Genomic DNA, 26,510 nt, shown 5'->3' on the forward strand with positions numbered 1-26,510 from the left:
CGGGGTGGGCCCGGCCGTCAGACGTCGGCGGGCTGGGTCTCGAGCACCTCGGCGACGACCTCGCGCACGGCCGGGAACAGCGGGTGGCTCTCGACCAGGCCCGTGAGGATCTCGGTGAGCGCGTGCGCGGTCGCACCGGAGCGCAGCAGGGCGTGCAGCTCGATCGACTCGGGGTCGGCCTCGTCGTCGAACGCGAGGGCGACCCGCACGGCGCCGAGCAGGTGGTCGACGGGCAGGCCGCGCTCGGCGAGCTGCGACGCGGGGCCGACGAAGCGCTCGCGACGGCCGAGCTTGCGCAGCGGGTTGCGTCCGACGCGCGCCGTGGTGTCCGGCAGGTGCGGGTTCGCGATCCGGGACAGGTTCGCCGCGACGTACCGGGCGTGGTCCGCCGGGTCGAAGCCGTGCTTCGCGATGAGCAGCGCGGTGGTCTCGGCGAGGACGCCGTCGACCTCCGCGCGGACCTCGCGGTCCTCGAGTGCCTCGCGGATGAGGCGGATCCCGCGCACGAAGCCGTGGTAGGCCGCGGTCGCGTGGGCGGTGTTGACCGTGTAGAGCTTGCGCTCGACGAAGGGCTGCAGGTCGTCGACCCAGGTCACGCCGTCGATCACCGGGTGGTCGACGGAGGACTCGGCGAACGGCGTGCGCTCGATGACCCACTCGTAGAAGGGCTCGAGGACGACGTCGAGGCCGCCGGACTGGCCGAGCACCCCGGACTGATCCGGCACGATGCGGTCGATCGCGCAGTTCGCGAAGACCGCTGCGACGTCCCGGTCCTCGAGGATCGGGGCGCGGCGGATGCTCGCGTGCAGCGAGTCGGTGGCGTTGAACGCGTTCTCGCACGCCACGACCGTCACCTCGCCGAGGTCGGCCGGACGGGCGGCCAGGCCCTCGGCGATGATCGGCGCGACGAGCGGCAGCGTGCGCGCACCGACCGCGGTGGTGACGACGTCGGCGTGGGCGATGGCCTGCACGACGCGCTCACGGTCGGTCTTGCTGCTCAGCGCGTGGAACCCGTGCACGAGGTGCTCGACGGGCATCTCGCCGACCTCGTGGACGACGAAGCGCCGGGACTCCTCGAGGGCCCGCACGACGCGGTCGTCGACGTCGACGAAGGTGAGCTCGTAGCCGCTCGCGACCAGGAACTGGCCCACGAATCCCCGCCCGATCTTGCCGGCGCCGATGTGGACCGCTCGCTTCGTCACCGCCATCCGACGATCCTCGCACGTCGGAGCACCCGGTCGTGACCACTCCTCGTCATGACCGCGGACGGCGACGGGGTGGGTGCGGAGCGGCGTGCCGACGGTCGTCCGGCTCCGCCGACGGGGCGGGTCGCGGCTCGTCCGGGTTCACCGGAGGGACGCCGGTCGCGGGCGCTGGGACTGGGTGCGTACTGGTGCATGAGGTTCGGGTCACATCGCGAGGCGGCGGTGCGATCGCACCGCCGCCTCGTCGTCGAGTGGTCTCCGCAGACTACCGCGCGGCCGAGCCGTCCACGTAGTCGGCGTCGGCCGACTTCCAGGCGAACAGCGACCGCAGCTCGCGACCCGTCGCCTCGATCGGGTGGTTCTCGCCCTTCTCGCGCAGCGCGGTGAACTCCGGCGCACCGGCGTCCTGGTCGGCGATGAAGCGCTTCGCGAAGGTGCCGTCCTGGATGTCCGCGAGGACGGCCTTCATGTTCTCCTTGACCTCGGGCGAGATCACGCGCGGGCCGGAGACGTAGTCACCGAACTCGGCCGTGTCGGAGATCGACCAGCGCTGCTTGGTGAGGCCACCCTCCCAGATGAGGTCGACGATGAGCTTGAGCTCGTGCAGGACCTCGAAGTACGCGATCTGCGGCTGGTAGCCCGCCTCGGTCAGGGTCTCGAAGCCGTACTGGATGAGCTGCGAGGTGCCACCGCACAGGACGGCCTGCTCGCCGAACAGGTCGGTCTCGGTCTCCTCGGTGAAGGTCGTCTTGATGCCGCCGGCGCGGAGACCGCCGATGGCCTTGGAGTACGACCACGCGAGGTCCCAGGCGGAACCGGACGCGTCGACCTCCACCGCGACGATCACGGGGACGCCACGGCCGGCCTCGTACTCGCGGCGCACGGTGTGACCCGGGCCCTTCGGCGCGACGAGCGACACGTCGACGCCCTCGGGCGCCTCGATGTAGCCGTAGCGGATGTTGAAGCCGTGGCCGAAGACGAGCGTGGCGCCCGGCTTCAGGTTGGGCTCGATGTCCTCGCGGTAGACGATGCGCTGGACCTGGTCCGGAGCGAGGATGACGACGACGTCCGCCCACTTCGTGACCTCGGCCGGGGTCTGCACCTCGAAGCCGGCCTCCTCGGCCTTCTGGCGGCTCTTCGAGCCCTCCTTGAGGCCGATCTTGACCTCGACGCCCGAGTCGCGGAGGTTGAGGGCGTGGGCGTGGCCCTGCGAGCCGTAGCCGATGACGGCGACCTTCTTGCCCTGGATGAGCGTCAGGTCGGCGTCGGCGTCGTACACGATGTCAGTCACGAGGGTGTGTCTCCTTGGTTCTGGTGGTCTGGAGGGCGGGAGGCGGATCGGTGCCGGTGGTCCGGCGGACCGTCGGCGGCCTGCCGGGGGCGGGCCGCGCCTCCCGTCCGGGTGTCGGGGAGCGCGCTCAGCGCACGCGGTCGGTGATGCTCTTCGGGCCGCGGCCCATGCCGAGCAGGCCCGCCCGGGCGAGTTCCTTGATGCCGTAGGGCTCGAGCACCCGCAGGATCGCCTGGATCTTGCCGGGGTCGCCGGTCACCTCGACCACGAGCGAGTCGGTCGCCACGTCGACGACCTGCGCGCGGAAGAGCGAGACGGCCTCGAGCACGGCGGACCGCGTCTGGTTGTCGACGCGGACCTTGACGAGCATGTGCTCGCGCTGCACCGACTGGGAGTAGTCGAGCTCCACGATCTTGATCACGTTGACGAGCTTGTTGAGCTGCTTCGTGACCTGTTCGAGCGGGAGGTCCTCCACGTCGACGACCACCGTGATGCGGCTCAGGCCGGCGACCTCGGTGTTGCCCACCGCGAGCGACTCGATGTTGAAGCCGCGGCGGGCGAACAGTCCGGCGACGCGCGTCAGCAGACCCGGCTTGTCCTCGACGAGCAGGGAGAGGACGTGGCTCATGCGGGGTCTCCGGTCATGTCGGCGTCCTCGACGTCCCAGCTGGGCGCGTGGTCGCGGGCGTACTGGATCGAGGAGTTGCCGACGCCCTGCGGGACCATCGGCCACACCATCGAGTCGCGGCTGACGACGAAGTCGATGACGACCGGGCGGTCGTTCGTCTCGAGCGCCAGCTTGATCGCGTCGTCGACCTGGTCGGCCGACTCGACGCGGATGCCGAGCGCACCGTAGGCGTCGGCGAGCTTCACGAAGTCCGGGACCCGACGCGACTGGTGGCCGGTCTCGAGGTCGGTGAACGAGTGGCGGCCGTCGTAGAACAGCGTCTGCCACTGCCGCACCATGCCGAGCGACGAGTTGTTGATGATCGCGACCTTGATCGGGATGTCGTTGATGACGCAGGTCGCGAGCTCCTGGTTCGTCATCTGGAAGCAGCCGTCGCCGTCGATCGCCCACACCACGCGGTCGGGTTGGGCGACCTTCGCACCCATCGCCGCCGGGACGGAGTAGCCCATCGTGCCCGCGCCGCCCGAGTTGAGCCACGCGTTCGGCCGCTCGTACTTGATGAACTGCGCGGACCACATCTGGTGCTGCCCGACGCCCGAGGCGTACACGGCCTCGGGTCCGGTCAGCTCGCCGATGCGACGGATGATCGCCTGCGGGGCGAGCAGCCCGTCGGTCGGCTCGACGTAGCCGAGCGGGAAGTCCTGCTTGAGCCGGTCGAGCTTCGCCCACCACGCGCTCGTGTCGGCACGGTCCGCGGCGACCTCGTTCCAGGCCTCGAGCAGGTCGACGAGGACCTCGCGGGCGTCGCCGACGATCGGGACGTCGGCGAACCGGATCTTCGAGATCTCCGCCGGGTCGATGTCGACGTGCACGACCTTGGCGTCCGGCGCGAACTCGTCCGCCTTGCCGGTGACGCGGTCGTCGAAGCGGGCGCCGAGGGCGATGAGCAGGTCGCTGTCCTGCAGGCCGAGCACCGCGGGGACGGTGCCGTGCATGCCGGGCATGCCGAGGTGCTGCGGGTGCGAGTCGGGGAACGCGCCTCGGGCCATCAGCGTCGTCACCACGGGGGTGTTCGTCGCCTCGGCGAAGCGCAGCAGCTCGGCGGTCGCACCGGAGCGGATGACGCCGCCGCCGACGTACAGCACCGGGCGTTCGGCCGCGGCGAGGAGCTGGGCGGCCGCCGTGATCTGCTTGCCGTGCGCCTTCGTGACCGGGCGGTACCCGGGCAGGTCGACCTTGGGCGGCCAGACGTACGGCGCGGACTTCTGCTGCGCGTCCTTCGTGATGTCGACGAGCACCGGGCCCGGGCGTCCGGTCGTCGCGATCTGGTGCGCGGCGGCCAGGGTCGCCGGGATGTCGGCGGGGTCGGTCACGAGGAACGAGTGCTTCGTGATCGGCATCGTGATGCCCACGATGTCGGCCTCCTGGAAGGCGTCCGTGCCCATCAGGGTCGAGAACACCTGCCCGGTGATCGCGATGAACGGCACCGAGTCCATGTAGGCGTCGGCGATCGCGGTGACGAGGTTCGTCGCCCCGGGACCGGAGGTGGCGATCGCGACGCCGACCTTGCCGGACGCCGATGCGTAGCCCTCGGCAGCGTGGCCGGCGCCCTGCTCGTGGCGGACGAGGATGTGCCGGATCGTGGTCGACGCCATGAGCTCGTCGTAGAACGGGATGATCGCGCCGCCGGGCAGGCCGAAGACGTCGGTGATCCCGAGGTGCTCGAGCGTCCGGAGGACGGCTCCCGAGCCGGTCAGGGTCTCGGGCGACCGGCGGGTGCCGGCGGCCGCGGACAACGGTGTTGCTTCCGTGGGCATGAGGTGGTCCTTGCCTGGAGGGATGGCGGTTCGAACGTGTCGACGCTAGCCCGTGACCGCGCCCTTGGCGGCGGACTGGACGAGCTTCGCGAACTTCGCGAGGACTCCGCGGGTGTAGCGCGGGGGCAGCGGGGCCCAGCCTGCTCGGCGGGCCTCCAGCTCGGCGTCGTCGACCAGTAGGTCGAGCGAGCGAGCCGCGATGTCGACACGGATGCGGTCGCCATCGCGCACGAACGCCACTGGACCTGCGTCCACGGCCTCCGGTGCGATGTGGCCGATGCACAGGCCGGTTGTGCCGCCTGAGAATCGTCCGTCCGTCAACAGTAGTACATCCTTGCCGAGCCCAGCGCCCTTGATGGCGGCGGTGATCGCGAGCATCTCGCGCATGCCCGGGCCGCCCTTGGGGCCCTCGTAGCGGATGACCACCACGTCGCCCTTCTGGATGCGGCCCTCCGTCAGGGCGTCCATCGCGGCACGCTCGCGGTCGAACACGCGGGCGGGTCCCTCGAACACCGAGGCATCGAAGCCCGCGGTCTTCACGACGGCGCCCTCGGGCGCGAACGACCCCTTGAGGATGGTCAGACCACCGGTGGCGTGGATCGGGTTGTCGATCTTGCGGAACACCTCGCCGTCGAGCTCCGGCGGGTCGATCTCGGCGAGGTTCTCGGCGAGGGTCTTGCCGGTGACGGTCATCACGTCGCCGTGCAGCAGGCCGGCCTCGAGCAGCGCCTTCATGATCACGGGGATGCCGCCGTTGCGGTCGACGTCGACCATGACGTACTTGCCGAACGGCTTCATGTCGGCCAGGTGCGGGACCTTCGAGCCGATGCGGTTGAAGTCGTCGAGGGACAGCTCGACCTCGGCCTCGTGCGCGATCGCGAGGAGGTGCAGCACGACGTTGGTCGAGCCTCCCAGTGCCATGGCGACGGCGATGGCGTTCTCGAACGCCTCCTTCGTCAGGATCTGCCGGGCGGTGAGACCGAGGCGGAGCATGTTCACGACGGCCTCGCCCGAGCGGCGCGCGTAGTAGTCGCGGCGACGGTCGGCGCTCGGCGGGGCAGCCGACCCCGGGAGCGACATGCCGAGGGCCTCGGCCACGCTCGCCATGGTGTTCGCGGTGTACATACCGCCGCAGGCGCCCTCGCCCGGGACGATCGCGCACTCGATCTCCTTGAGCTCGGCCTCGCTCATGGTGCCGGCCTTGCAGGCACCGACGCCCTCGAAGGAGTCGATGATCGTGACCTCCTTGAAGGAGCCGTCGGCCTGCTTCACGTAGCCCGGCATGACCGAGCCCGCGTAGAGGAAGACGCTCGCGAGGTCGAGGCGCGCCGCGGCCATGAGCATCCCGGGGAGCGACTTGTCGCAGCCGGCGAGCAGGACGGTGCCGTCCAGGCGCTCCGCGTTGACGACCGTCTCGACGCTGTCGGCGATGACCTCGCGCGAGACGAGCGAGAAGTGCATGCCCTCGTGGCCCATCGAGATGCCGTCCGAGACGGAGATGGTGCCGAACTGCAGCGGGTACCCGCCGCCGGAGTGCACGCCCTCCTTCGCGCCCTGGGCGAGGCGGTCGAGGGAGAGGTTGCAGGGGGTGATCTCGTTCCAGGAGGACGCGATCCCGATCTGCGGCTTGTCCCAGTCGGCGTCGCCCATCCCCACGGCCCGGAGCATGCCACGCGAGGTGGTCGCTTCGATCCCGTCGGTGACGACCCGGCTGCGCGGCTTCACGTCGATGTCAGGCATGCAGTGAGTCTAGGACCGTTTGGGATACCAGCGGGACACCACACCCCACGGACGGGAGGCGCGGCTCGCCGCCGTCAGCGCGTCGCGCGCAGGCGGGCGAGCTGCTTCAGGACGTCGGTCAGCGCGGCCGGGTCGGCCACGCGGTGGCCGGCGACCGAGTCGCCCTCCCCCACCTTGACGCCGACGTCGCCGTCGCGGAGCACCCGGAAGGCGTCCTCGTCGGTCACGTCGTCGCCCGCGAAGAACACGGCGTCGGCGCCACGGAGCTCGCGGAGCCGCTCGATCGCGTCGCCCTTCGTGACGTGCCGCACGGCGAACTCGACGATGTCCTTGCCGCCGCGCTCGAGCACGTCCGGGTCGGCCTCGTGCGCCGCGCGGCTCGCGGCGGCGTTCGCCTCGGCCGCGACGTCGGCCCCCACGCGCCGGGTGTGCACGCCGTGGCCGGCGGGCTTGTGCTCGACGACGACCCCGGGGAAGCGCTCTCCCACCGCGTCGAGCGCGGCGCCGACCCGGGCGACCCGGGCCTGCTCGTCCTCGGTGAGCGCGGCCTCGGCGTGGCCGTCGACCCGCCACTCGACGCCGTGCGAGCCGACGAGCGCCATCTCCTCCGGGGCGTGCGACACGCGTTCGAGCCCCTCGAGCGGGCGGCCCGAGACGAGCACGACCTCGGTGTCCCGGCCGCGCTGCAGGGTGAACACGGCCGCCCACGAACCGGGCAGCGCCCCGACCTGGGCGGGGTCGTCGGCGAACGGTGCGAGGGTGCCGTCGAAGTCGAGCGCGACGAGGAGGCGCGGCGCGGCCGCGAGCGTCCCGAGGGCCGACGACAGGGCGGACGGGTCGGTGGTGGGGCCGCTCGACTGCTGGCCGTCGGTCTGCTGACCGCCGGTCTGCTGACCGCTGGTGGTCTGCTCAGGCACCGTGCGCCTCCCGGGTGTCCTCGGCGGCGCGCGCGGTCTGCGCGTCCTGGTCGAAGATCGACATCGTGTCGGTCTGCGCCTCGCGGTGCACCTCGCGCTCGGCGCCCGACGGGTCGATGCGCGCGGAACGGGGCGCGTGCCGGTCGAGGGCCTCGAGGAACGAACGCGACCAGCGGGCCACGTCGTTGTCGCGGACGCGCTTGCGGAGGGCGCGCATCCGCGTCGAGCGCTCGCGGCGGGGCATCTCGACCGCGCGCTGGATGGCGTCCTTCAGGGCACCGATGTCGTGCGGGTTGATGATGACCGCCTGCTTCAGCTCGTCGGCGGCGCCGGCGAACTCGGACAGGATGAGCACGCCGTCGTTGTCGAACCGGCTCGCGACGTACTCCTTGGCGACGAGGTTCATGCCGTCGCGCAGCGCGGTGACGAGCATGATGTCGGCCGCGAGGTACAGGGCGACCATCTCCTCGCGCGGGTACCCGTGGTGCAGGTACGAGATCGGCTGGTGGCCGATCGTGCCGAGGTCGCCGTTCAGCCGCCCGACGCTCAGCTCGATCTCGTCGCGCAGCGTGCGGTACGTGTCCACCCGCTCGCGGCTCGGGCTCGCGACCTGCACCAGGGTGGCGTCCTCGACGGCGATGCGGCCGTCCTCGACGAGCTCACCGAAGGCCTTGATGCGGTGGCGGATGCCCTTGGTGTAGTCGAGCCGGTCGACGCCGAGCAGCACGGTCTTCGGGTTGCCGAGGCCGGCACGGATCTCACGGGCGCGCTCCTGGACCTCGGGCCGACGGGCGATCTCCTCGAAGCTCTCGGCGTCGATCGAGATCGGGAAGTGGCGCGCCTCGACGTGCCGGACCGTGATGCCCTTGCGGCTGCGCGGCGCGTCCGGGTCGTCGACCGGCACGTCGATGGTCGAGCCCTTGGTCGTGTAGCCCTTGATGTGGCGCACGGCGCGGAGGAAGTCGCTCGCGTCGTCGTGGCGCTGGAAGCCGATGACGTCGGCGCCGAGCAGACCGTCGAGGATCTGCGCCCGCCACGGCAGCTGGGCGTAGATGCCGACCGGCGGGAACGGGATGTGGTTGAAGAAGCCGATCGTCAGGTCGGGACGGAGTTCGCGCAGCAGTGCCGGCACGAGCTGCAGCTGGTAGTCCTGCACCCAGACGATTCCGTCCTGCTCGACGATCGCCGCGATCTGCTCCGCGAACCGGGCGTTCACGGTCTTGTACGCGTTCCACCAGTCGCGGTGGTAGCTCGGGTGCTCGATGACGTCGTGGTAGAGCGGCCAGAGCGTGTCGTTGCTGAAGCCCTCGTAGTAGTCCTCGACCTCGCTCGCGCTGAGCGGCACCGGGACGATGTGGATGCCGTCGTTGTCGAACGGGGCGACCTCGACGTCGGGCTGGCCGACCCATCCCACCCAGGCGCCGTCGTTGGCGCGCATCACCGGCTCGAGGGCGGTCACGAGGCCGCCCGGGGAGTGCCGCCACCCCTCGTTGCCGTCCTCGTCGACCACGCGGTCGACGGGCAGACGGTTCGAGGCGACGACGAAGGCGTACCGGTCCTGGTGGGTGGGTGTTGCCATGGGGTGGTGGGGTCTCCGTTCCGCCCGGACGGTGCACCGGGTTCCCCGCCGACGGTACCAGCGCGGGGTCGGCCGGTCCCCCGGCGGGACCGCACCGGTCGGCTGGCTAGGCTCGCGGACATGGTCGCAACACGCGCGTGGCGGAACGGCAGGCCCGCGGAGCGGGACTTCCCGGTGGACGAGGTGTCGGACCTGCTGGGCCGGAACGACGACACCTTCGTGTGGGTGGACCACACCGACCCGGGTCCGGACGACCTGCGGCACGTGGAGGAGGAGCTCGGCATCCACGCCCTGGCCCTCGAGGACGCCCTCGAACCCGGGCAGCGTCCGAAGCTCGACCGGTACCGGGACAGCCTGTTCCTGGTCGTCTACGACGTCGAGGGGCTCGACGCGCAGGGCGACCTCGTGACGCACGAGGTGAAGGCGTTCATCACCCGGCGGGCCCTCGTCACGATGCACGGCCCGGACGTCGACCTCGGCGCGGTCGACCGCCGGCTCGACGCGAACGTCGACGTGTGCGAGCACGGCGTGCCGTGGCTCGTCTGGGGGCTGCTCGACGCGGTCGTCGACCACGCGACGTCGACCGTCGAGGACGTCGAGGCGCGCATCGAGACGCTCGAGGACGACCTCTTCGAGCACGGCGACCCGCGCGAGCAGCAGGTCCAGCGCCGCTCGTTCCGGCTCCGGAAGGCCCTCGGGGTGCTCCGGCGGCAGGTCGTGCCCACGCGGGACAGCGTCGCCTCGTTGCTGCACGGCGACGCCCAGTCGATCGCGGACGGCATCCGCCCGTACTTCCGCGACGTCGAGGACCACCTGGTGACGATCGCCGACTCGGTCGAGCAGCTGCGCGACTCGGTGTCGAGCGTCCTCGACACGAACCTCAACCTGGCGTCGAACCGGCAGAACACGGTCATGAAGAAGGTCACGAGCTGGGCGGCGATCATCGCGATCCCCACCGCGATCACGGGCTTCTTCGGGCAGAACGTGTCGTTCCCCGGCGAGGGGCACTGGAGCGGGCTGGCGGCCTCGGTGTCGCTCATCGTCGCGACGTCGCTCGTGCTCTACCGCGTGTTCAAGACGAAGGACTGGCTCTAGCCGGAAGCTGCCGCCACCACCGGGGCGGCGTCCGTCGCCGCGACGGACGCCGCGGCCGGGCGGGAGCGGCTACAGCTGCAGGGCGAGCACGCCCGCGACGACCGTGAGGGGCGCGACGACGCAGCCGAGCGCCATGTAGCGCCCCCACGACAAGTGCACGCCCTCGCTCGACAGCCGCGCGTGCCAGAGCAGCGTCGCGAGCGAGGCCCACGGCGTGATGAGGCACCCGGCGTTCACGCCGACGAGGAGCGCCGCGTACCGCAGGGCCTCGTGCCCGGCGGCCGGCTCGAGCACGAGGTAGGCGGGCAGGTTGTCGATCGCGTTCGCCGCGACCCCGCCGGCCCCGCCGAGCAGCAGGAGCGACCCGGTGTCGGTCCCGCCCGAGAGCGCCTGCACGATCGGGTCGGTGAGCCCGGTGGCGTGCAGGGTCTCGACGACGACGAACAGCCCGGCGGCGAACACGAGCGTCGCCCACGGCACCCGGGACGGACGGAGCTCCGCGGGGGCGCGGAACGCCGCGACGACGACGAGGGCGGCCGCGGCGGCGAGGGCCGCGATCCACACCGTGACGCCGGCCGTGAGCGCGACGACCAGGGCGACGAGCACGACCGACGCCGACCAGAAGAACACCGGGTCGCTCGGGCGGCGCACCGCGACCGGCGTGTACCGGCCGAACAGCTTGCCGCGGAACACGACGAGGAGCACGGCGCACGGCACGACGACGCCCGCGAGCGCCGCCCACACCATGAGGCCGGCGAACGGGATCGGCCCGTCGAGCCCGATCTTGTCGACCGCGAGCAGGTTCGTGAGGTTCGACACGGGCAGCAGCAGCGACGCCGTGTTCGCGAGCCACACGGTGGTCAGCGCGAAGGGCATCGGCGGCAGGCCCACCCGGCGGGCGAGCGTGATCACGATCGGGGTGAGCAGCACCGCGGTGGTGTCGATGGACAGGAACACCGTGCAGACCACGGCGAGCACGACGACCGCGCCCCAGAGCCCGATGGTGCGGCCGCCACCGACCCGGGCGGCCAGGTCGGCGAGCCGGTCGAAGACGCCGGCGTCGGCCGCGAGCTCGGACACGATCGTCAGGCCGAGCACGAACGCCAGCACCGGGACGACCCGGTCGGCCAGGGTGGCGAGCTCGGACAGGGGCAGCAGCCCGAGCAGGACGCACACCGCCCCGACCGCGAGCAGGACTCCCCCGATGACGGCCTGACGCACGCTGACTCCTCGTTCTCGTCACGGCCAGGTCGACCGGCCGTCGCCGGGCAGGGTGACCGGCGGCGCTCCAATGTACTGGCCGGTAGCGTGGCCGGGACGACCAGGAGGAGGAACCCGTGCGGAAGTTCATGTTCAGCGGTGCGGTGTGGAGTTCGATCATCAGCGGCTACAGCGTCGTGCAGACCACGCGGCAGGGGCCGCGGGACTGGCGCCTGGCGCTCACCTGGATCGCGTGGCTCTCCACGACGATCGTGGCGCTCGGCACGGTCGTCGAGGACGACCGCGCGGTGAAGGCGCGCCAGAAGTAGCGACGCGGCCCGCGGTCACCGACGTGACCGCGGACGGACGGGAGGCGCGGTGCCGGCTGGCACCGCGCCTCCCGTCCGTCGTGCGGTGGGTCGCGGCGGCCGGTCAGCGCTCCTGCGGGCGCGGGTGCGCGGTCGGGGCGTCCGGCACCTGGTCGGGGCGGATGCCGGAGGTCTGGATCGGTCCGGTGAAGAGCGCGGAGCGCTCGTCGCCCTCGCGGAACAGCGAGGCGTCCTGCTCGTCGGTGCGGGGACGCCGCTTGCCGACCGACTCGTGGCCCTGCGTCACCTGCACGCGCTGGCGCGGCAGGGCGTCCGGGTGCTCGCGCTGCAGCCACTCGACCATCTCCTCGCGCACGTAGCAGCGGAGGTCGAACAGGCCGCCCGCGTCCGGGGCGCTGACGAGGATGCGCACGCGCACCAGTCCGCCGACGGCCTCGGTGACCTGCAGGACCTTCGTGCGGTCGTCCCAGATCGTCGAGGTGGCGAGGATGCGGTCGAGCTCGGTGCGCATCTCGGTGGGGCTGATCCGCCAGTCCAGGTCGAACTCGACGGCGCCGAGCAGTTCACTGCCCGTGCGCGTCCAGTTCTCGAACGGCGTGCTCGTGAAGTACGTCGAGGGCAGGACGAAGCGACGGTCGTCCCAGAGGTGCACCACCACGTAGGTGAGGGTGATCTCCTCGATCCGCCCCCACTGCTGCTCGACGACCACGACGTCGTCGACGCGGATGGAACCCGAGAAGGCGAGCTGCATGCCGGCGAACACGTTCCCGAGCGTCGACTGCGCCGCGAGCCCGGCCACGACCGAGATGAGCCCGGCCGAGGCCAGCACGCTCGCGCCGGCCGCCTCGACGCCCGGGAAGGTGAGCAGGATCGCGCCGACCGCGATGATCACGAGCACGGCCACCGTGAGCCGACGGATGATGAGGACCTGCGTGCGGATGCGTCGGGCCACCCGGTTGTCGGGCACGTCGACGCGGTAGCGGTGCAGGCCGAGGTCCTCGAGGAAGATCGCGACCTCGCACGCCAGCCAGCACCCGACCGCGATCGTGGCGATGAGGAACGCGTGCGAGACCTCGTCCCGCCACGGGTACTGCTCCGCGTCGTGCGGGATCGTCGCCGCGAACGCCGCCCAGAGGAGTGCGACCAGGAGCACGGTCCGGAAGGGGTGCTTCGTCCGGCGGGAGAGCACGGCGGCCCAACGTTCCCGGCGGGCGATCGTGCGGAGCACCAGGTGCAGGACGAGCGCCGCGGCGGCCGTGACGAGCAGGGCGAACCCGATCGCGACGAGGAGTCGGAGGAGGATGTCCATCCCTCCATCGTGGCGGTCGCGCCCTGACCGTGTTCGCCGGTCGGAGCGGCGACCCCGACGCGGCACGACAACCTGTCGGAGCGTACAGGCATCGTGGCCGTGCCGCCCCGGTGCCGCCGCCGATGTAGGTTGGCGCGCATGACAGCGCAGAACGACACGGGTGTCTCGAAGCCCGCGAACGACTTCTCGCACGAGCAGGAGGGCTTCCAGCACGGTCTGAAGCCCCGGCAACTGCAGATGATCGCGATCGGCGGGGCCATCGGCACCGGACTCTTCCTCGGCGCGGGCGGCCGCCTGCACACCGCCGGACCGGCGTTGGCGGTGACGTACCTGATCGCGGGCATCTTCGCCTTCTTCATCCTGCGGGCGCTCGGCGAGCTCGTGCTGCACCGCCCGTCCTCGGGGTCGTTCATCTCCTACGCCCGCGAGTTCTACGGCGAGAAGTTCGCGTACGCCGCCGGGTGGATGTACTTCCTCAACTGGGCGATGACCTCGATCGTGGACACCACGGCGGTCGCGCTCTACCTGCAGTACTGGAAGGCGTTCACCGCCGCGCCGCAGTGGCTCCTCGCGCTCATCGCGCTCGTGGTGGTCCTCGCCGCGAACATGGTCGCCGTCAAGGTCTTCGGTGAACTCGAGTTCTGGTTCGCCCTCATCAAGGTCGCGGCGCTCGTCGCCTTCCTCGTCATCGCGCTCGTGTGGCTCGTCTTCGCCTTCCCGGTGGAGACCGGCGGCGAGGCGGTCCGCACCGGCTTCTCGATCTGGCAGGACAACGGCGGCCTCATCCCGAACGGCGTGCTGCCCGCCGTGCTCGTCGTGCAGGGCGTCGTGTTCGCCTACGCCGCGATCGAGCTCGTCGGCACGGCCTCCGGCGAGACGCAGGACACCGAGAAGGTCATCCCGCGCGCCATCAACTCGGTCGTCTTCCGCATCGCGGTCTTCTACGTCGGCTCGGTCGTGCTGCTGTCGCTGCTGCTGCCGTACACGTCGTACAAGGAGGGCGTGAGCCCCTTCGTGACGTTCTTCTCGTCGCTCGGCAACCCGCAGGTCGGGGTGGTCGCCGGCTCGATCATGAACTTCGTGGTGCTCACCGCGGCGCTGTCGTCGCTCAACGCCGGCCTGTACTCGACCGGCCGCGCGCTGCACTCGATGGGCATGAACGGTTCCGCGCCGAAGTGGACCACGAAGATGTCGAAGGGCGGCGTCCCCTACGCCGGCATCCTGCTCACCGCCGCGTTCACCGTCGCGGGTGTCGCGCTCAACTACTTCGTCCCGTCGCAGGCGTTCGAGATCGCGCTCAACGTCGCGAGCCTCGGGATCATCACCGCGTGGGGCACGATCATCCTCTGCCAGATGCGCCTGCGGCAGTGGGCGAAGCAGGGCCTGGCGAAGGAACCGAGCTTCAAGCTGCCCGGTGCCCCAGTGACGTCGTGGCTGACGCTCGCGTTCCTCGTGTCCGTCGTCGTGCTCATGGCGATCGACTGGCCGGTGGGCACCTACACGATCGCCTCGCTCGTCGTCATCATCCCGCTGCTCGTCGTCGGCTGGTTCCTGCAGCGCGACCGGATCCTGCGCATCGCCGCCCTGCGTGAGGGTGTCACCGGGCCGTACCCGATCACCGGTCGCGACCCCGCGAACCAGGTCCGGCGCGACGGCCGGTCCGGCAAGGACTGACCGCCGCGCGACGCGGACACCGTCCTCGTCGTCCGGACAACGCTCTCGTCCCCGGTGGGGATGGCACGGGTCCGGCACACGCCGCTACGATCGGCGCGTGCCGGACCCTTCTGTCTCCCCCACGCTCGACCTGCAGCTCAGCTGGCGGGCCACCACCGGACGGCTCCGGTTCTACGACCACACGGTGCACGCCGAGACGAGCTTCGAGCGCGACGCACCCACGCAGGTCCCGATGGACGAGGTGCACGGCTGGCGCATCGAGCCGTGCGACTTCGACGCGGTGTGCGTCGAGTTCGTGACCGCGCGTGACACCTACCGGGTGCTGCTCGACACCCGGGACGAACCGGTCGCGCGACTGGCGCTCGAACGGGTCCTCGGGGCGTCGCTGCCGTCCGAGGGCTGAGGCGCCGCCGCCGGAGCCGCCGGGCAGCGCCGCGGCGGCCGAGGCCGGCGCCGAAGGGGCCACCGCGCGGCGGCGGGCACCGACGTGGCGACCGCGCAGCGGCGGGCACCGACGTGGCGACCGCGCGGCGGCGGGCGACGCGGCCACCGTGCAGCCGCGGCCTGCGAGGCGGGCGCGACCCGCGCCTCCCGGCCGTCAGACGAGCAGCAGGATCCCCGCGACGACCGCGGCCACCGCGATCGCGAGCGCGATCAGCAGCAGGACGAGGTGCACCGTGTAGAACGTCGTCGGCCCGCCGGCGGCGTCACGCGCACGGGGGTCGGTCGCGACCCGCTGGAAGAACCGCGGCCACGTGACGACGTTGAAGACGGCGGCGACGAACAGGACGATGGCGGCGAAGACGAACACGCGACGATCCTAGCCACCGAGGCGTGCGCCCCGCGGGAGGACCGGGGGTGCTCGGCCGCCCCCAACGCGGCCGAGTCCGCCCCGGCGGCACTCCACGACGTGTAGCACCTGCTACAGACCCTACACGGCTCGCGCGCGAGCGTCGAGTCGTCCTCGTGTCCCGGGGCCCGACGTCCGGTCAGGACCGGCCGGGAGCCTCGAGCAGCGCCGCCTCGGCGTCGGCGAGGGCGGCCTGCTCGTCCGGCGCGAGCGGCTGCCGCGCCCGCCGGGCGCCGTCGTTGATCTCGACGATGGTGCGGCTGAGCCGCGTCGCGGGGTCGTCGGAGTCGGGGTAGGCGTTGTCGGTGCCGACGCGCTCGTGCAGCGGCGCCAGCGCGGCGAGGGCGGCCTCGACGCGGCGGGTCGCACGGCGTCGGGCGAGCCGGAGCCCCACCACGAGCAGGAGCATGCCCGAGGCGACGCACAGGACCGCCCCGGGCGTCGTGACGTCGTAGGGCAGGGCCAGCGCCCGGGTGACGTCCGTGCGGCCGAGCACGTGCGCCAGGTCCATGACCACGACGACGACCATCCGCACCGCGCCGAGCACGCCGCCGAGCACGATCGCCCAGAGCCCCACGAGGTCGGTCGCACCGCGGGCCTCGCGCAGGTGCAGGAGACATATCAGTGCGGTGGCCCCGAGCGTCACCCCGAGGTACACGGTCTGCGCGATCGAGTACACGGCCGCTGCGGGCTGGTCGCCGGCCGTCAGCATGAAGGTCGTGGTCGTCGCCGGCCGGTCGAGGACGAGGAACGCGCCGAGCACGACCACGCCGACGACGACGCACGATGTGACGATCGCCGTGCGCATCCACGGGCGGGCGGCGCCGACGGCCTTCGCCACGCCCCAGAGCAGCGTGCTCGTGCCCGCCACCATCAGGCAGTCGCTGAGGACGGTGACGACGTTCTGCCCGCCGAGCAGCGGGTCGAGCCAGCGGTACAGCGGGTCGACGTTGGTGACGATGGTCGCCGCGAACAGCAGGAAGGTGAGCGCGAGCGTGCGGTCCTGCCCGCGCTGCAGCCAGAGCAGCACACCCGACCCGACGACCAGGAGGACGGCCTGGGCGACGGCGAGGATCACCCGAAGACCCCGCGGAAGGCGCTCGGGCGGCCGCGGTGGCGACGGATGAGCGCCGCCAGCCGGTCGGCGAACAGCTCGGCCTCGTGCTCGTAGTCGTTCGAGAAGGCACCGCGGGCCAGCGCGCGCTCGACCTTGTACTCGGGGACGTCGGGGATGACGTCGCGCACGTACGCCGACTGCGGGGCGTGGTCCTGGTGGCGGTGCAGCAGGTGTCCGAGCTCGTGCCCGATCACGAACGACCGGAACGTCTCCGAGGTCGTCGGGGAGATCATCACGAGGTGCTGGTGCTGGAGCGTCGCGACGAAGCCGCACACCGGCTCGGTGGCGAGGAACGACTCCTCACGCACCACGACCGGCTTGCCGAGGTGGTCCGTCGCCGCCGCGACCGCGTGCTCGATGTCCGACCAGCCCTCGGCGTCACCGCGGCGCCACCAGGACTCGACCGTCGCCCCGGTCACGCGACGCTCCCCCGCGCGGACTCCTCCTCGAGCACCTGCGCGATGCGCCGGAGCGCCTCCGGCGACAGTTCGCCGGGAAAGGTGCGGGCCGCGAACCCGCTGACCCGGGCAGAACGGAGCGCGCGCACGAGCTCGATCTGCGCGCCGATCCGTTCCGGGACCGCGCTGTCCTCGAGCAGGAAGCGCTCGTCGACCTCGAAGAAGCCCGCGAGCATCGTGAGGAGCTCGGTGTCGCGGTTGCGCCGCCCGTCCCCGGAGAGCATGTAGGTCCACTTCGCCCGCGAGAGCGACCCACCCCGCGCGGCCACGTACTCCTCGATCGCGGCGAAGGGCACCGGCGCACCACGCTGCGACTCCTCGAAGTCGAGCAGCAGGTTCAGGCGCCGGGCGAGTTCGGCGGCGTCGAGCGCGCCGCCCTTCGGAGCTGGTGTCGCCATGTCGATCGGACTCCTCCCCAGTCGCCGGCACTGCTCCCCAGTCACCGGCTGGTCGTCATGCTAGCGCGGACCACCCACAGCCCGCCGCCGTCGCCGGCCCCCGGCGGCGCACTACCCTGACCGTGTGGCCCGCACCCTCCCGTCGACCGTCGCCGCGGTGGTCGAGCACGAGGTCACCATCACGAAGTCGCGCTTCCGGACCACCATCGCACCCGTCACGGGCGTGGCCGACGCCGAGCGGGTCGTCGCCGAGGTCCGCCGGGCCGCGTGGGACGCCCGGCACCACTGCACCGCGATGGTCACCGGCGTGCTCGGCGACCAGGCCCGGTCGAACGACGACGGCGAGCCGTCCGGCACCGCGGGCGTGCCGATGCTCGAGGTGCTGCGGCGCCGGGAGCTCACCGACGTGGTCGCGGTCGTCACCCGGTGGTTCGGCGGCGTGGAGCTCGGTGCCGGCGGCCTCGTGCGGGCGTACTCGACGTCGGTGTCCGAGGCGCTCGACCGGGCCACGGTCCTCCGCCGTGCCGAGCTGACCCGCGTGGACGTCACCGTCCCGCACGCCGAGGCCGGTCGCATCGACAACGTCCTGCGCGACTGGGTGCGACACCACGACGCCCGCTTCGACGACCCCGCGTACGGCGCGGCGGTCGACTTCACGCTCTGGGTGCCCGACACCGCGCTCGGACGGCTCCGGGACGACCTCGCCGCGGCGTCGGCCGGCGCGCTCGTCCCGGTCGTGGGCCCGGTCCGGGTCGTCGACGTCCCCGCCTGACGGCTCGCGCCCGGTCATCGACCGGTCAACGCCGACGGTCGGGGCGAACGGTCCGGGCCGGACGACGACCGTCGCGGCCGCTCCGACGAGTTCGACCGCACAGGAGCACTCGGGCGTGTCGCTCCGATCAGGCGCTGTGCCACAACGACGAAGGCCCGGTCGAACGATGTCGACCGGGCCTTGGTGGTGCACCCCCTCGGACTTGAACCGAGAACCCACTGATTAAGAGTCAGTTGCTCTGCCAATTGAGCTAGAGGTGCGTGCTGTCGTGCTGTTCGTTGCTGTCCGGAACTCCGTCCTGCAACGGGAAACAACAATAGCATGGCTTCGGCGTGCTCATGACCACTCGAGCACCGGACACGAACAGGAGCACCATGACGGAGCGTTTGGCCGCCGGCGACACGGCCCCCGACTTCACCCTTCCGGACCAGGACGGCGTGCAGCACGCACTCGCCGACCTGCGCGGCAGGAAGGTCATCGTGTACTTCTACCCGGCGGCATCCACCCCTGGTTGCACCACCGAGGCGTGCGACTTCCGCGACAACATGTCCTCGCTCCAGGCAGCCGGCTACGAGGTGCTCGGCGTCTCGAAGGACGAGCCCGCGAAGCTCAAGACCTTCCAGCACGAGCAGGCGCTGACCTTCCCCCTGCTGAGCGACCCCGAGCTGACCGTGCACCGGGCCTACGGGGCCTGGGGCGAGAAGAACAACTACGGCAAGATCGTCACCGGCACCATCCGATCGACCATCGTCGTCGACGAGGAGGGCCGCGTGCAGCTCCCCCTCTACAACGTGAAGGCCACGGGCCACGTCGCCAGCCTGCGGAAGAAGCTCGGGTTGGTCTGACCGGTCACGGACCCAACGGGCAGACGGACGGGAGGCGCGGTGCCAGCTGGCACCGCGCCTCCCGTCCGTCGGTCGTCACGAGCGCGACGCGGGTCGCGCTGGCGGGGTCAGTCGCCCTGGCCGTCGCGCGGCAGCAGCCATGCCGAGACCGCGCGGGACAGCACCAGGGTGAGCCCGAGCAGTGCCGGGATGAGGAGCAGCCACCCGACCCAGGCGACGCGGAACACGCCCTGGAACGCACCGATCGCGAGCGCGCCCTGCAGGACCTGCCAGACGACGATGCCGGCGCGCACCCACGGACGGCGGTTGCGGAGCCCGACGACCATCGCGCACAGCCAGATCGTGGCGACGGCGGAGAGCACGGTGAGCGCGATCGCGGACGCGATGCTCGCGGCCGGTGCGGTCACGAGCTCGACGAGCAGGACGACGGTGACCACGGCCAGCGCGAGGGCCTCGAGGCCGACCACGACGAGGAGCACGATGACCGCGGGCGAACGCGGCGGGGTGGTGTCGGGCACAGCAATCCTCCAGATCGGACCCTTGATTTGGCCCTACCAGTATGGAACGATATTCGAGGTCGTTTGGACGGCACGATGTGGTGTGCGTCTCCCGCAGTTCGACGCTCCTCCCCCGAGCGTTCAGCGGGCGTCAGACTCGCTCCCAGCGGAAGCCTCCCCCACAGGTTCCCCCTCGTGCCTCGTGCATGCCCAGCGTTCCGATCCCCGAACTGCGTCCCCGGCCTGCCGTTCGAGCATCGACATCAAGGAGCACCACACATGGACTGGCGTGACCAGGCAGCCTGCCTCACCGCGGACCCCGAGCTCTTCTTCCCCGTTGGCAACACCGGACCCGCCGTCGATCAGATCGAGAAGGCCAAGTCGGTCTGCGCCCGGTGCACCGTCACCGAGATGTGCCTACAGTACGCCCTCGAGAACAACCAGGACTCCGGTGTCTGGGGTGGCCTGAGCGAGGACGAGCGTCGCGCGCTCAAGCGTCGCGCCGCCCGCGCCCGCCGCGCCTCCTGACGCAGCGGCCGGACCACCGGCCCCGCGCACACGACGACGCCCGTCGCTCCCCCGGGAGCGGCGGGCGTCGTCGTGTCCGGTGGGGCGGGGCGGGGCGGGGACGCAGTGTGGGGGCCGCCGGGCCGCCGGGTCGCCGCAGTGGGGTCTCGCACAACCGGAAGCAGCTCGCGCCACGGAAGTCCGTGGCGCGAGCTGCTTCCTGTTGTGCGGCGTGCCGGCAGCTGGGGCGGCACGGCGCGGCGGGCGGGCGGCGCCGGGCGGCGCCGAGCGGCGGGACGCGCCGGCGGCCGGCTAGGCGCCGGCGGCCGTGAGCCAGCGGAACGGGATCGTGATCGTGACCTCGGTGCCGCTGCCGGTCAGCGTGTGCCAGTCGATCGTGCCGCCGAGCTCGCCCTGGATGAGCGTGCGGACGATCTGCGTGCCGAGCCCCGACCCGACCTTGCCCTCCGGCAGACCGACACCGTTGTCGCGGACCTCGATGTCGAGGTGGTCGTCGGCGCGGTTCGCCACGATCTCCACCTCGCCGTCGCGGCCGTCCAGCCCGTGCTCGACGGCGTTCGTGACGAGCTCGGTGAGCCCGAGCGCGAGCGGGGTCGCGGCCTCGGACGGCAGCACGCCGAACTCGCCGGTCTTCTTCGGGCGGACGGTGGTGTTGTGCGACGCGGCGACCTCGGTCACGAGCTTCAGCACGGAGTCGAACACCTCGTCGAAGTCGACGTTCTGGCTCAGGCCGGTCGACAGGGTGTCGTGCACGACGGCGATCGCCGCGACGCGACGCATCGCGTTCTGCAGGGAGGTCCGGGCCTCGTCGGAGTGCGTGCGCCGTGCCTGGATCCGGAGCAGGGACGCGACGGTCTGCAGGTTGTTCTTCACGCGGTGGTGGATCTCGCGGATCGTCGCGTCCTTCGTGATGAGCTCGCGCTCCTGGTGCCGCAGCTCGGTGACGTCGCGGCACAGCACGATCGCACCGATGCGCTCCCCGTGGTCCCGGAGCGGGATCGACCGGAGCGACACCGTGACGCCCTTCGACTCGACGTCCGCGCGCCACGGAGCACGCCCGGTGACGACGAGCGGCAGGGACTCGTCGACGTCGAGCTTCGAACCGATGAGCTCCGTGGTGACCTCGGCCAGTGACTTCCGCTCGAGCTCCCCCTCGAAGCCCATCCGGTTGAACGCGCTGAGGCCGTTCGGGCTCGCGAAGGTGACCGTGCCGTTCGTGTCGAGCCGCAGCAGCCCGTCGCTGGCACGGGGCGCACCGCGGCGGGGACCGGCCGGGGCCCCGAGGTCGGGGAAGTCGCCCGTGGCGATCATGCCGAACAGGTCGTTCGCGCCCGCGGTGAAGTTGAGCTCCTGGCGGCTCGGGGTCCGCATCTCGTCCTGGTTGGAGTGCCGGGTGACGACCGCGATCGGCCGCTCGGTCGTCTCGGCGCTGTGGGCGCTCAGGCGGCGGAGGACCGGGATCGCGCGGACCCGGGTCGGGGTGTCCTCGTACCAGTCGGGTTCGGCGGAGTCGACGACCTGCGCGCTCGTGAAGCACGCGGTGATCTGCTCACGCCACTCCTCGCGGATCTCCTGACCGACGATGTCGCGGTAGAAGAGCGTCGCCGCCGAGCTGGGGCGCGCGTGGGCGACGGCCACGAACGAGCCCTCCTGGGCGGTCGGGACCCAGAGGACCATGTCGGCGAAGGACAGGTCGGCGAGGAGCTGCCAGTCCCCCACGAGCAGGTGGAGCCACTCCACGTCCGCTTCGGAGGATCGGCCTTGCGCGAGGACGAGGTCACTGAGGGTCGACACCTCGACAGTCTAGGTCCGCGCTCTTGTGGACAACCGTCGTCCATCCACAGTCGGCGGGTTTGGTATTTCTCATGTTGCACGCATTCGTACGCTCACGGCATGGGAGGGACCGGGGTGGCAGGACACGCGCGACGTTTCGAGGACGAGGACGACCCGGCGGGGCACCCGGCACCACCCGAGGTGGCGCTCGTCCCCGTCCGGACACCGCCGGAGCAGACGCCGGGTGCACACGCTCCGCCCCGGCCGGCGCTGCCCGACCCGTCGACGGCGGCCCGCGCGCTCGGCCTGTGCGTCGTCGAGGTCCTCACCGGCGGACGTGAGGTCGACAGCATCGCCCGCTGGATCACCGAGGACGTCCACCGGCACCTGCTCCAGCGTGCGGCGCTCGCGGCCCGGTCCCGGAGCCTGGGCGGCCGCACCCGGACCCGCCCGGCGCTGCGGGTCGGCGGCGTGCGCGTGTGCGAGCCCGCGCCCGGGGTGGCCGAAGCCGTCGTGGTCGTGCACACCCGCAGCCACGCCCGCGCGGTCGCGCTCCGCCTCGAGGTCCGGAAGGGGCGGTGGCAGGCCACCGCCGTCGGCGTGCTCTGACGGACCGTCAGCCGGCGCGGTGCGCCGGGTGGACGACGGACGGGAGGCGCGGTGCCAGCCGGCACCGCGCCTCCCGTCCGTCAGTGGTTGGCTCAGCCCTTCTTGGCCGCCTGGCGACGCTCGGCGCGGTTGCTCGCCGTGGCCGCCTGGCCCGACGCGGTCGCCGCGTTGCCGAAGGCCGACCCCTGCTCGGGGCCGTCGACGACCTCGGCTTCGGCCTCGGCCTGGGCCTGCTGCGCGCGAGCGGTGGCAGCCTGCTCGAGGCGCCCCTGCTCGTCGCGGACCTCGACCTCGCCGTCGATCGACGGTGCCGAGTACTCGAGGCCGGTGGCCTCGCCCTCGTCGAGCCCCTTGGCCGCGATCACGGCGTTGTCGCCGTCGGACTGCACCTGGACCTCGAGGTTGAACAGGTAGCCGACCGACTCCTCGCGGATCTGCCCCATCATGCTCTGGAACAGGGCGTAGCCCTCGCGCTGGTACTCGACCAGCGGGTCGCGCTGGGCCATCGCACGGAGGCCGATGCCGTCCTTGAGGTAGTCCATCTCGTAGAGGTGGTCGCGCCAGCGGCGGTCGATCACCGAGAGGACGACGCGACGCTCGAGCTCGCGCATGGCCTCCTCACCGAGGAGCTCTTCGCGCTTCTGGTACGCGAGCTTCGCGTCCGAGAGGATCTCCCGACCGAGGAACTCGCGCGAGGCCTTGCCCTTCGAGCCCGCCTCGGTGATGACCTCGTCGATCGAGATCGAGATGGGGAACAGGGTCCCGAGCTCGGTCCACATCGCGTCGAGGTCCCAGTCGTCCGGCGAGCCCTCGCCCGTGTGGGTGTCGATGACGTCGTCGACGACGCTCTTCAGGAACGTCTGCGCACGCTCGTGGATGTCGTCACCCTCGAGGATGTGGCGGCGGTCGCTGTAGATCGCCTCGCGCTGCCGGTTCAGGACGTCGTCGTACTTGAGGACGTTCTTGCGGATCTCGGCGTTGCGGCCCTCGACCTGCGCCTGTGCGGAGCGGATCGCGCGGCTGACGAGCTTGTTCTCGATCGCCATGTCGTCCGGCACGTTCGACCGGCCCATGAGGCTCTCGGCCGCACCGGAGTTGAACAGGCGCATCAGGTCGTCGGTCAGCGACAGGTAGAAGCGGCTCTCGCCCGGGTCACCCTGACGACCGGAACGGCCACGGAGCTGGTTGTCGATGCGGCGCGACTCGTGACGCTCGGTGCCGAGGACGTACAGCCCGCCGGCTGCGCGGACCTTGTCGCCCTCTTCCTCGACGGTCTTCTTGACCTCGGCGAAGACCTCGTCCCAGGCGGCCTCGTACTCCTCCGGGGTCTCGGTCGGCGACAGGCCCTTGGCGTGCATCTCCTGCACCGCGAGGAACTCCGAGTTGCCGCCGAGCATGATGTCGGTACCACGGCCGGCCATGTTCGTCGCGACCGTGACGGCGCCGAGGCGACCCGCCTGCGCGACGATCGCTGCCTCACGCGCGTGGTTCTTCGCGTTGAGGACCTCGTGCTTGACGCCCTTCTTCGCGAGGAGCTTCGACAGGTACTCGGACTTCTCGACGCTCGTGGTGCCGACGAGGACCGGCTGGCCCTTCTCGTGCCGCTCGGCGATGTCGACCGCGACCTGCTCGAACTTCGCCTTCTCGTTCTTGTAGACGAGGTCGGTCTGGTCGATGCGCTGCATCGGCCGGTTCGTCGGGATCGGGACCACGCCGAGCTTGTACGTCGACATGAACTCGGCCGCTTCGGTCTCGGCGGTACCGGTCATGCCGGAGAGCTTCTGGTACAGGCGGAAGTAGTTCTGCAGCGTGACGGTCGCGAGGGTCTGGTTCTCGGCCTTGACCTCCACGCCCTCCTTCGCCTCGATCGCCTGGTGGATGCCCTCGTTGTAGCGACGGCCCATGAGGATGCGGCCGGTGTGCTCGTCGACGATGAGCACCTCGCCGTTCATCACGACGTAGTCCTTGTCGCGCTTGAACAGGGCGACGGCCTTGATCGAGTTGTTGAGGAACGAGATGAGCGGGGTGTTCGCCGACTCGTAGAGGTTGTCGATGCCGAGGTAGTCCTCGACCTTCTCGATGCCGGGCTCGAGGACGCCGACGGTGCGCTTCTTCTCGTCGACCTCGTAGTCCTCGCCCGGGATGAGCCGCGTGGCGATCGACGCGAACTCGGTGAACCAGCGGTTCGCCTCGCCCGATGAGGGGCCGGAGATGATCAGCGGCGTGCGGGCCTCGTCGATGAGGATCGAGTCGACCTCGTCCACGATCGCGAAGAAGTGACCGCGCTGCACCATGTCGGACGACTGCCACGCCATGTTGTCGCGCAGGTAGTCGAAGCCGAACTCGTTGTTCGTGCCGTAGGTGATGTCGGCGGCGTACTGCTCGCGGCGCTCGGCCGGGGACTGGTTCGCGATGATGCAGCCCGTGGTCATGCCCAGCGCACGGAAGACGCGGCCCATGATCTCGGACTGGTACGACGCGAGGAAGTCGTTGACCGTGATGACGTGCACGCCGCGCGACGGGATGGCGTTGAGGTACGCCGCCGTGGTCGCGACGAGGGTCTTGCCCTCACCGGTCTTCATCTCGGCGATGTTGCCGAGGTGCAGGGCCGCGCCGCCCATGAGCTGCACGTCGAAGTGCCGCATGCCGAGGGTGCGCTTCGCCGCCTCCCGCACCGCGGCGAACGCCTCGGGCAGCAGGTCGTCGAGGGTCTCCCCGTTGGCGTAGCGCTCGCGGAGCTCCTTGGTCTCGCCCTGGAGCTCCTCGTCCGTGAGGCTCGAGAAGTCGTCCTCGAGGTCGTTGATGGCCGAGGCGTACGCCTTCAGCCGACGGAGGGTGCGCCCTTCGCCGATGCGGAGGACCTTCTCCAGCACGTTTGCCACGTGAGCTCCTTACGGGGTCGTCGCGCGCGACCTGCGCGAGCCGAACAGCCAGTCATGCTAGCAACCCGCCGGAAGCCCGCGCTGGGAGGGACGCGGGTGTGCGCGGCCCGCGGGGGCGGACCGCGCACACGGTGGGTGGTGGTGCGTCAGGCGACGGCGGTGGTCGCCTCGCGCGGTGCCTCGGCGTCGGCGGCGCCGCTGCCCGGCTCGGCGATGCCGATCACGCCGTAGTCCCAGCCCTTGCGCCGGTAGACCACGCTCGGGCGCTGGGTCTCGGCGTCGACGAACAGGTAGAAGTCGTGTCCGACGAGCTCCATCCGGTAGAGCGCGTCGTCGACGGTCATCGGGCCCTCCTCGAAGACCTTCCGGCGGATGACCACGGGCGAGTAGACCTCGGTGTCGTCGTCGTGGTCACGGTCGGCCTCGACCACCGGGACGGCTCCGGTCGCGACGGTCTCGATGAGCTTGCCGTCCGCGGGCGTCACGTCCATGTGCTCGAACCCGGAGCCGGCGGCCTCGGCGACCGAGGTCGGGCGGTGGCGGCCACGGTGCACCTTGCGGCGGTCGCGGGCCCGGCGCAGCCGCTCGGTGATCCGCGCGAAGGCCAGGTCGAACGCCGCGTACTTGTCCGATGCGGCCGACTCGGCCCGCACGAGGGGGCCGGGACCGATCAGCGTCAGCTCGACGCGGTCCTCTCCCCCGGACCCGCCGGACTTCTCGTTGTGGCGGCTGAGGCGCACCTCGAAGGCGAGGGCGCGGTCGGCGAGCACGTCGATCTTCTCGGACTTCTGTTCCACGTAGGTGCGGAATCGATCGGTGACCCCGACGTTCCGGCCCGTGATCGTCACGTCCATGTGGCGGCTCCCATCCGTACTTCGGCGCGTCGCCTCCATCCGGCGATCCCGAACGCCTTGCCGCGAGGCTAGACCCCCGGCAGCCGGGCCGTCACCACCCCTCGGCGGGTCGGCCCGGACACCCACCGGACACCCAGGCGACA

Annotated in this window: 25 protein-coding genes and 1 tRNA gene; 8 read left to right on the forward strand and 18 right to left on the reverse strand. The window is 71.3% G+C overall.

The window, feature by feature from the left end:
• Positions 1–17: 17 nt before the first annotated feature.
• The 7 genes from QOL16_RS10700 to otsA all read right to left on the reverse strand — a co-directional run bounded on the left by QOL16_RS10700 (position 18) and on the right by otsA (position 9,177).
• The gene (locus tag QOL16_RS10700; protein WP_065963346.1) at positions 18–1,208 is read right to left on the reverse strand and encodes a mannitol-1-phosphate 5-dehydrogenase; all 1,191 of its coding nucleotides are present in this window, start codon (positions 1,206–1,208) and stop codon (positions 18–20) included.
• Between the two features lie 262 nt (positions 1,209–1,470).
• Complete coding sequence (ilvC, locus tag QOL16_RS10705) at positions 1,471–2,496, reverse strand: ketol-acid reductoisomerase (RefSeq protein WP_065963344.1); 1,026 nt, start codon at positions 2,494–2,496, stop codon at positions 1,471–1,473.
• 127 nt (positions 2,497–2,623) lie between these two features.
• Complete coding sequence (gene ilvN / locus QOL16_RS10710; protein WP_065963342.1) at positions 2,624–3,124, reverse strand: acetolactate synthase small subunit; 501 nt, start codon at positions 3,122–3,124, stop codon at positions 2,624–2,626.
• The gene (locus tag QOL16_RS10715; protein WP_071285148.1) at positions 3,121–4,941 is read right to left on the reverse strand and encodes an acetolactate synthase large subunit; all 1,821 of its coding nucleotides are present in this window, start codon (positions 4,939–4,941) and stop codon (positions 3,121–3,123) included. Before QOL16_RS10715 ends, ilvN begins: the two co-directional genes overlap by 4 nt.
• Before the next feature lie 45 nt (positions 4,942–4,986).
• On the reverse strand, positions 4,987–6,681 hold the full coding sequence (gene ilvD / locus QOL16_RS10720) for a dihydroxy-acid dehydratase (protein WP_071247021.1): 1,695 nt from the start codon (positions 6,679–6,681) through the stop codon (positions 4,987–4,989).
• A gap of 74 nt (positions 6,682–6,755) precedes the next feature.
• The gene (otsB, locus tag QOL16_RS10725; RefSeq protein ID WP_083395133.1) at positions 6,756–7,598 is read right to left on the reverse strand and encodes a trehalose-phosphatase; all 843 of its coding nucleotides are present in this window, start codon (positions 7,596–7,598) and stop codon (positions 6,756–6,758) included.
• Positions 7,591–9,177 carry an alpha,alpha-trehalose-phosphate synthase (UDP-forming) gene (gene otsA / locus QOL16_RS10730; RefSeq protein WP_065963332.1) on the reverse strand — a complete coding sequence of 529 codons (1,587 nt, stop codon included), beginning with the start codon at positions 9,175–9,177 and terminating at the stop codon, positions 7,591–7,593. The genes otsB and otsA overlap by 8 nt, the downstream gene beginning before the upstream one ends.
• A 120-nt stretch (positions 9,178–9,297) precedes the next feature.
• Between otsA and QOL16_RS10735 the strand changes: the two genes are divergently transcribed.
• On the forward strand, positions 9,298–10,272 hold the full coding sequence (locus QOL16_RS10735) for a magnesium transporter CorA family protein (RefSeq protein WP_071285147.1): 975 nt from the start codon (positions 9,298–9,300) through the stop codon (positions 10,270–10,272).
• Positions 10,273–10,341: 69 nt separating this feature from the next.
• On the opposite strand, the gene QOL16_RS10740 is transcribed toward QOL16_RS10735, so the two are convergent.
• Entirely contained in the window at positions 10,342–11,493 is a 1,152-nt protein-coding gene (locus tag QOL16_RS10740; protein ID WP_065963329.1) for an SLC13 family permease, read from the reverse strand.
• 116 nt (positions 11,494–11,609) lie between these two features.
• Between QOL16_RS10740 and QOL16_RS10745 the strand changes: the two genes are divergently transcribed.
• Complete coding sequence (locus QOL16_RS10745; RefSeq protein WP_065963327.1) at positions 11,610–11,801, forward strand: hypothetical protein; 192 nt, start codon at positions 11,610–11,612, stop codon at positions 11,799–11,801.
• A gap of 103 nt (positions 11,802–11,904) precedes the next feature.
• On the opposite strand, the gene QOL16_RS10750 is transcribed toward QOL16_RS10745, so the two are convergent.
• On the reverse strand, positions 11,905–13,110 hold the full coding sequence (locus QOL16_RS10750) for a mechanosensitive ion channel family protein (RefSeq protein WP_071285146.1): 1,206 nt from the start codon (positions 13,108–13,110) through the stop codon (positions 11,905–11,907).
• A gap of 138 nt (positions 13,111–13,248) precedes the next feature.
• Here QOL16_RS10750 and QOL16_RS10755 point away from each other — a divergent pair, with 138 nt between their 5' ends.
• Positions 13,249–14,784 (forward strand): amino acid permease, encoded by a 1,536-nt coding sequence (locus QOL16_RS10755; RefSeq protein ID WP_065963323.1) that lies wholly within the window; start codon positions 13,249–13,251, stop codon positions 14,782–14,784.
• A 97-nt stretch (positions 14,785–14,881) separates the two neighbouring features.
• On the forward strand, positions 14,882–15,187 hold the full coding sequence (locus QOL16_RS10760) for a hypothetical protein (RefSeq protein WP_065963322.1): 306 nt from the start codon (positions 14,882–14,884) through the stop codon (positions 15,185–15,187).
• 195 nt (positions 15,188–15,382) lie between these two features.
• Here the strand turns inward: QOL16_RS10760 and QOL16_RS10765 are convergent, their stop codons facing one another.
• From QOL16_RS10765 to QOL16_RS10780, 4 genes are all read right to left on the reverse strand, one after another.
• Entirely contained in the window at positions 15,383–15,595 is a 213-nt protein-coding gene (locus QOL16_RS10765) for an SCO4848 family membrane protein (protein WP_065963319.1), read from the reverse strand.
• Between the two features lie 178 nt (positions 15,596–15,773).
• On the reverse strand, positions 15,774–16,712 hold the full coding sequence (locus tag QOL16_RS10770; RefSeq protein ID WP_071285145.1) for a hypothetical protein: 939 nt from the start codon (positions 16,710–16,712) through the stop codon (positions 15,774–15,776).
• Positions 16,709–17,170 (reverse strand): ImmA/IrrE family metallo-endopeptidase, encoded by a 462-nt coding sequence (locus tag QOL16_RS10775; protein ID WP_065963313.1) that lies wholly within the window; start codon positions 17,168–17,170, stop codon positions 16,709–16,711. The genes QOL16_RS10770 and QOL16_RS10775 overlap by 4 nt, the downstream gene beginning before the upstream one ends.
• The gene (locus QOL16_RS10780) at positions 17,167–17,607 is read right to left on the reverse strand and encodes a hypothetical protein (protein WP_071285144.1); all 441 of its coding nucleotides are present in this window, start codon (positions 17,605–17,607) and stop codon (positions 17,167–17,169) included. The genes QOL16_RS10775 and QOL16_RS10780 overlap by 4 nt, the downstream gene beginning before the upstream one ends.
• A 124-nt stretch (positions 17,608–17,731) precedes the next feature.
• Between QOL16_RS10780 and QOL16_RS10785 the strand changes: the two genes are divergently transcribed.
• Positions 17,732–18,379, forward strand: coding sequence for a YigZ family protein (locus QOL16_RS10785; protein WP_071285143.1), 648 nt, complete (start codon positions 17,732–17,734; stop codon positions 18,377–18,379).
• Positions 18,380–18,563: 184 nt separating this feature from the next.
• Here QOL16_RS10785 and QOL16_RS10790 read toward each other — a convergent pair.
• A tRNA-Lys gene (locus tag QOL16_RS10790) sits at positions 18,564–18,639 on the reverse strand.
• 114 nt (positions 18,640–18,753) lie between these two features.
• Between QOL16_RS10790 and bcp the strand changes: the two genes are divergently transcribed.
• A complete protein-coding gene (bcp, locus tag QOL16_RS10795; protein ID WP_071247015.1) occupies positions 18,754–19,224 on the forward strand; it encodes a thioredoxin-dependent thiol peroxidase in 471 nt (156 codons plus the stop codon).
• Between the two features lie 107 nt (positions 19,225–19,331).
• Here the strand turns inward: bcp and QOL16_RS10800 are convergent, their stop codons facing one another.
• On the reverse strand, positions 19,332–19,742 hold the full coding sequence (locus QOL16_RS10800; protein WP_083395132.1) for a hypothetical protein: 411 nt from the start codon (positions 19,740–19,742) through the stop codon (positions 19,332–19,334).
• A 258-nt stretch (positions 19,743–20,000) separates the two neighbouring features.
• On the opposite strand from QOL16_RS10800, the gene QOL16_RS10805 reads away from it, so the two are divergent.
• Positions 20,001–20,249 carry a WhiB family transcriptional regulator gene (locus QOL16_RS10805; RefSeq protein ID WP_022904217.1) on the forward strand — a complete coding sequence of 83 codons (249 nt, stop codon included), beginning with the start codon at positions 20,001–20,003 and terminating at the stop codon, positions 20,247–20,249.
• Between the two features lie 291 nt (positions 20,250–20,540).
• Here QOL16_RS10805 and QOL16_RS10810 read toward each other — a convergent pair whose 3' ends face one another.
• Complete coding sequence (locus QOL16_RS10810) at positions 20,541–22,043, reverse strand: sensor histidine kinase (RefSeq protein ID WP_071247648.1); 1,503 nt, start codon at positions 22,041–22,043, stop codon at positions 20,541–20,543.
• Between the two features lie 99 nt (positions 22,044–22,142).
• Here QOL16_RS10810 and QOL16_RS10815 point away from each other — a divergent pair, with 99 nt between their 5' ends.
• Positions 22,143–22,631 carry an Rv3235 family protein gene (locus QOL16_RS10815; RefSeq protein WP_139197503.1) on the forward strand — a complete coding sequence of 163 codons (489 nt, stop codon included), beginning with the start codon at positions 22,143–22,145 and terminating at the stop codon, positions 22,629–22,631.
• Between the two features lie 92 nt (positions 22,632–22,723).
• Here QOL16_RS10815 and secA read toward each other — a convergent pair whose 3' ends face one another.
• Positions 22,724–25,513: a preprotein translocase subunit SecA gene (gene secA, locus QOL16_RS10820; RefSeq protein ID WP_065964963.1), complete on the reverse strand. Its 2,790-nt coding sequence runs from the start codon at positions 25,511–25,513 to the stop codon at positions 22,724–22,726.
• Between the two features lie 146 nt (positions 25,514–25,659).
• Complete coding sequence (gene hpf, locus QOL16_RS10825) at positions 25,660–26,367, reverse strand: ribosome hibernation-promoting factor, HPF/YfiA family (RefSeq protein ID WP_071247645.1); 708 nt, start codon at positions 26,365–26,367, stop codon at positions 25,660–25,662.
• Positions 26,368–26,510 lie beyond the last annotated feature (143 nt).

It is taken from the genome of Curtobacterium sp. MCBA15_004 (genome assembly GCF_001865055.2).
Taxonomy (GTDB): domain Bacteria; phylum Actinomycetota; class Actinomycetes; order Actinomycetales; family Microbacteriaceae; genus Curtobacterium.

What these genes read in the sequence shown, in the direction of transcription:
- QOL16_RS10815 (WP_139197503.1), top strand. Translation starts at nt 22,143, where the DNA reads ATGGGAGGGACCGGGGTGGCAGGACACGCGCGACGTTTCGAGGACGAG.
- QOL16_RS10715 (WP_071285148.1), bottom strand. Translation starts at nt 4,941, where the DNA reads ATGCCCACGGAAGCAACACCGTTGTCCGCGGCCGCCGGCACCCGCCGG.
- QOL16_RS10755 (WP_065963323.1), top strand. Translation starts at nt 13,249, where the DNA reads ATGACAGCGCAGAACGACACGGGTGTCTCGAAGCCCGCGAACGACTTC.
- bcp (WP_071247015.1), top strand. Translation starts at nt 18,754, where the DNA reads ATGACGGAGCGTTTGGCCGCCGGCGACACGGCCCCCGACTTCACCCTT.
- QOL16_RS10735 (WP_071285147.1), top strand. Translation starts at nt 9,298, where the DNA reads ATGGTCGCAACACGCGCGTGGCGGAACGGCAGGCCCGCGGAGCGGGAC.
- otsA (WP_065963332.1), bottom strand. Translation starts at nt 9,177, where the DNA reads ATGGCAACACCCACCCACCAGGACCGGTACGCCTTCGTCGTCGCCTCG.
- QOL16_RS10780 (WP_071285144.1), bottom strand. Translation starts at nt 17,607, where the DNA reads ATGGCGACACCAGCTCCGAAGGGCGGCGCGCTCGACGCCGCCGAACTC.
- ilvN (WP_065963342.1), bottom strand. Translation starts at nt 3,124, where the DNA reads ATGAGCCACGTCCTCTCCCTGCTCGTCGAGGACAAGCCGGGTCTGCTG.
- hpf (WP_071247645.1), bottom strand. Translation starts at nt 26,367, where the DNA reads ATGGACGTGACGATCACGGGCCGGAACGTCGGGGTCACCGATCGATTC.
- QOL16_RS10750 (WP_071285146.1), bottom strand. Translation starts at nt 13,110, where the DNA reads ATGGACATCCTCCTCCGACTCCTCGTCGCGATCGGGTTCGCCCTGCTC.
- ilvD (WP_071247021.1), bottom strand. Translation starts at nt 6,681, where the DNA reads ATGCCTGACATCGACGTGAAGCCGCGCAGCCGGGTCGTCACCGACGGG.
- QOL16_RS10805 (WP_022904217.1), top strand. Translation starts at nt 20,001, where the DNA reads ATGGACTGGCGTGACCAGGCAGCCTGCCTCACCGCGGACCCCGAGCTC.
- QOL16_RS10700 (WP_065963346.1), bottom strand. Translation starts at nt 1,208, where the DNA reads ATGGCGGTGACGAAGCGAGCGGTCCACATCGGCGCCGGCAAGATCGGG.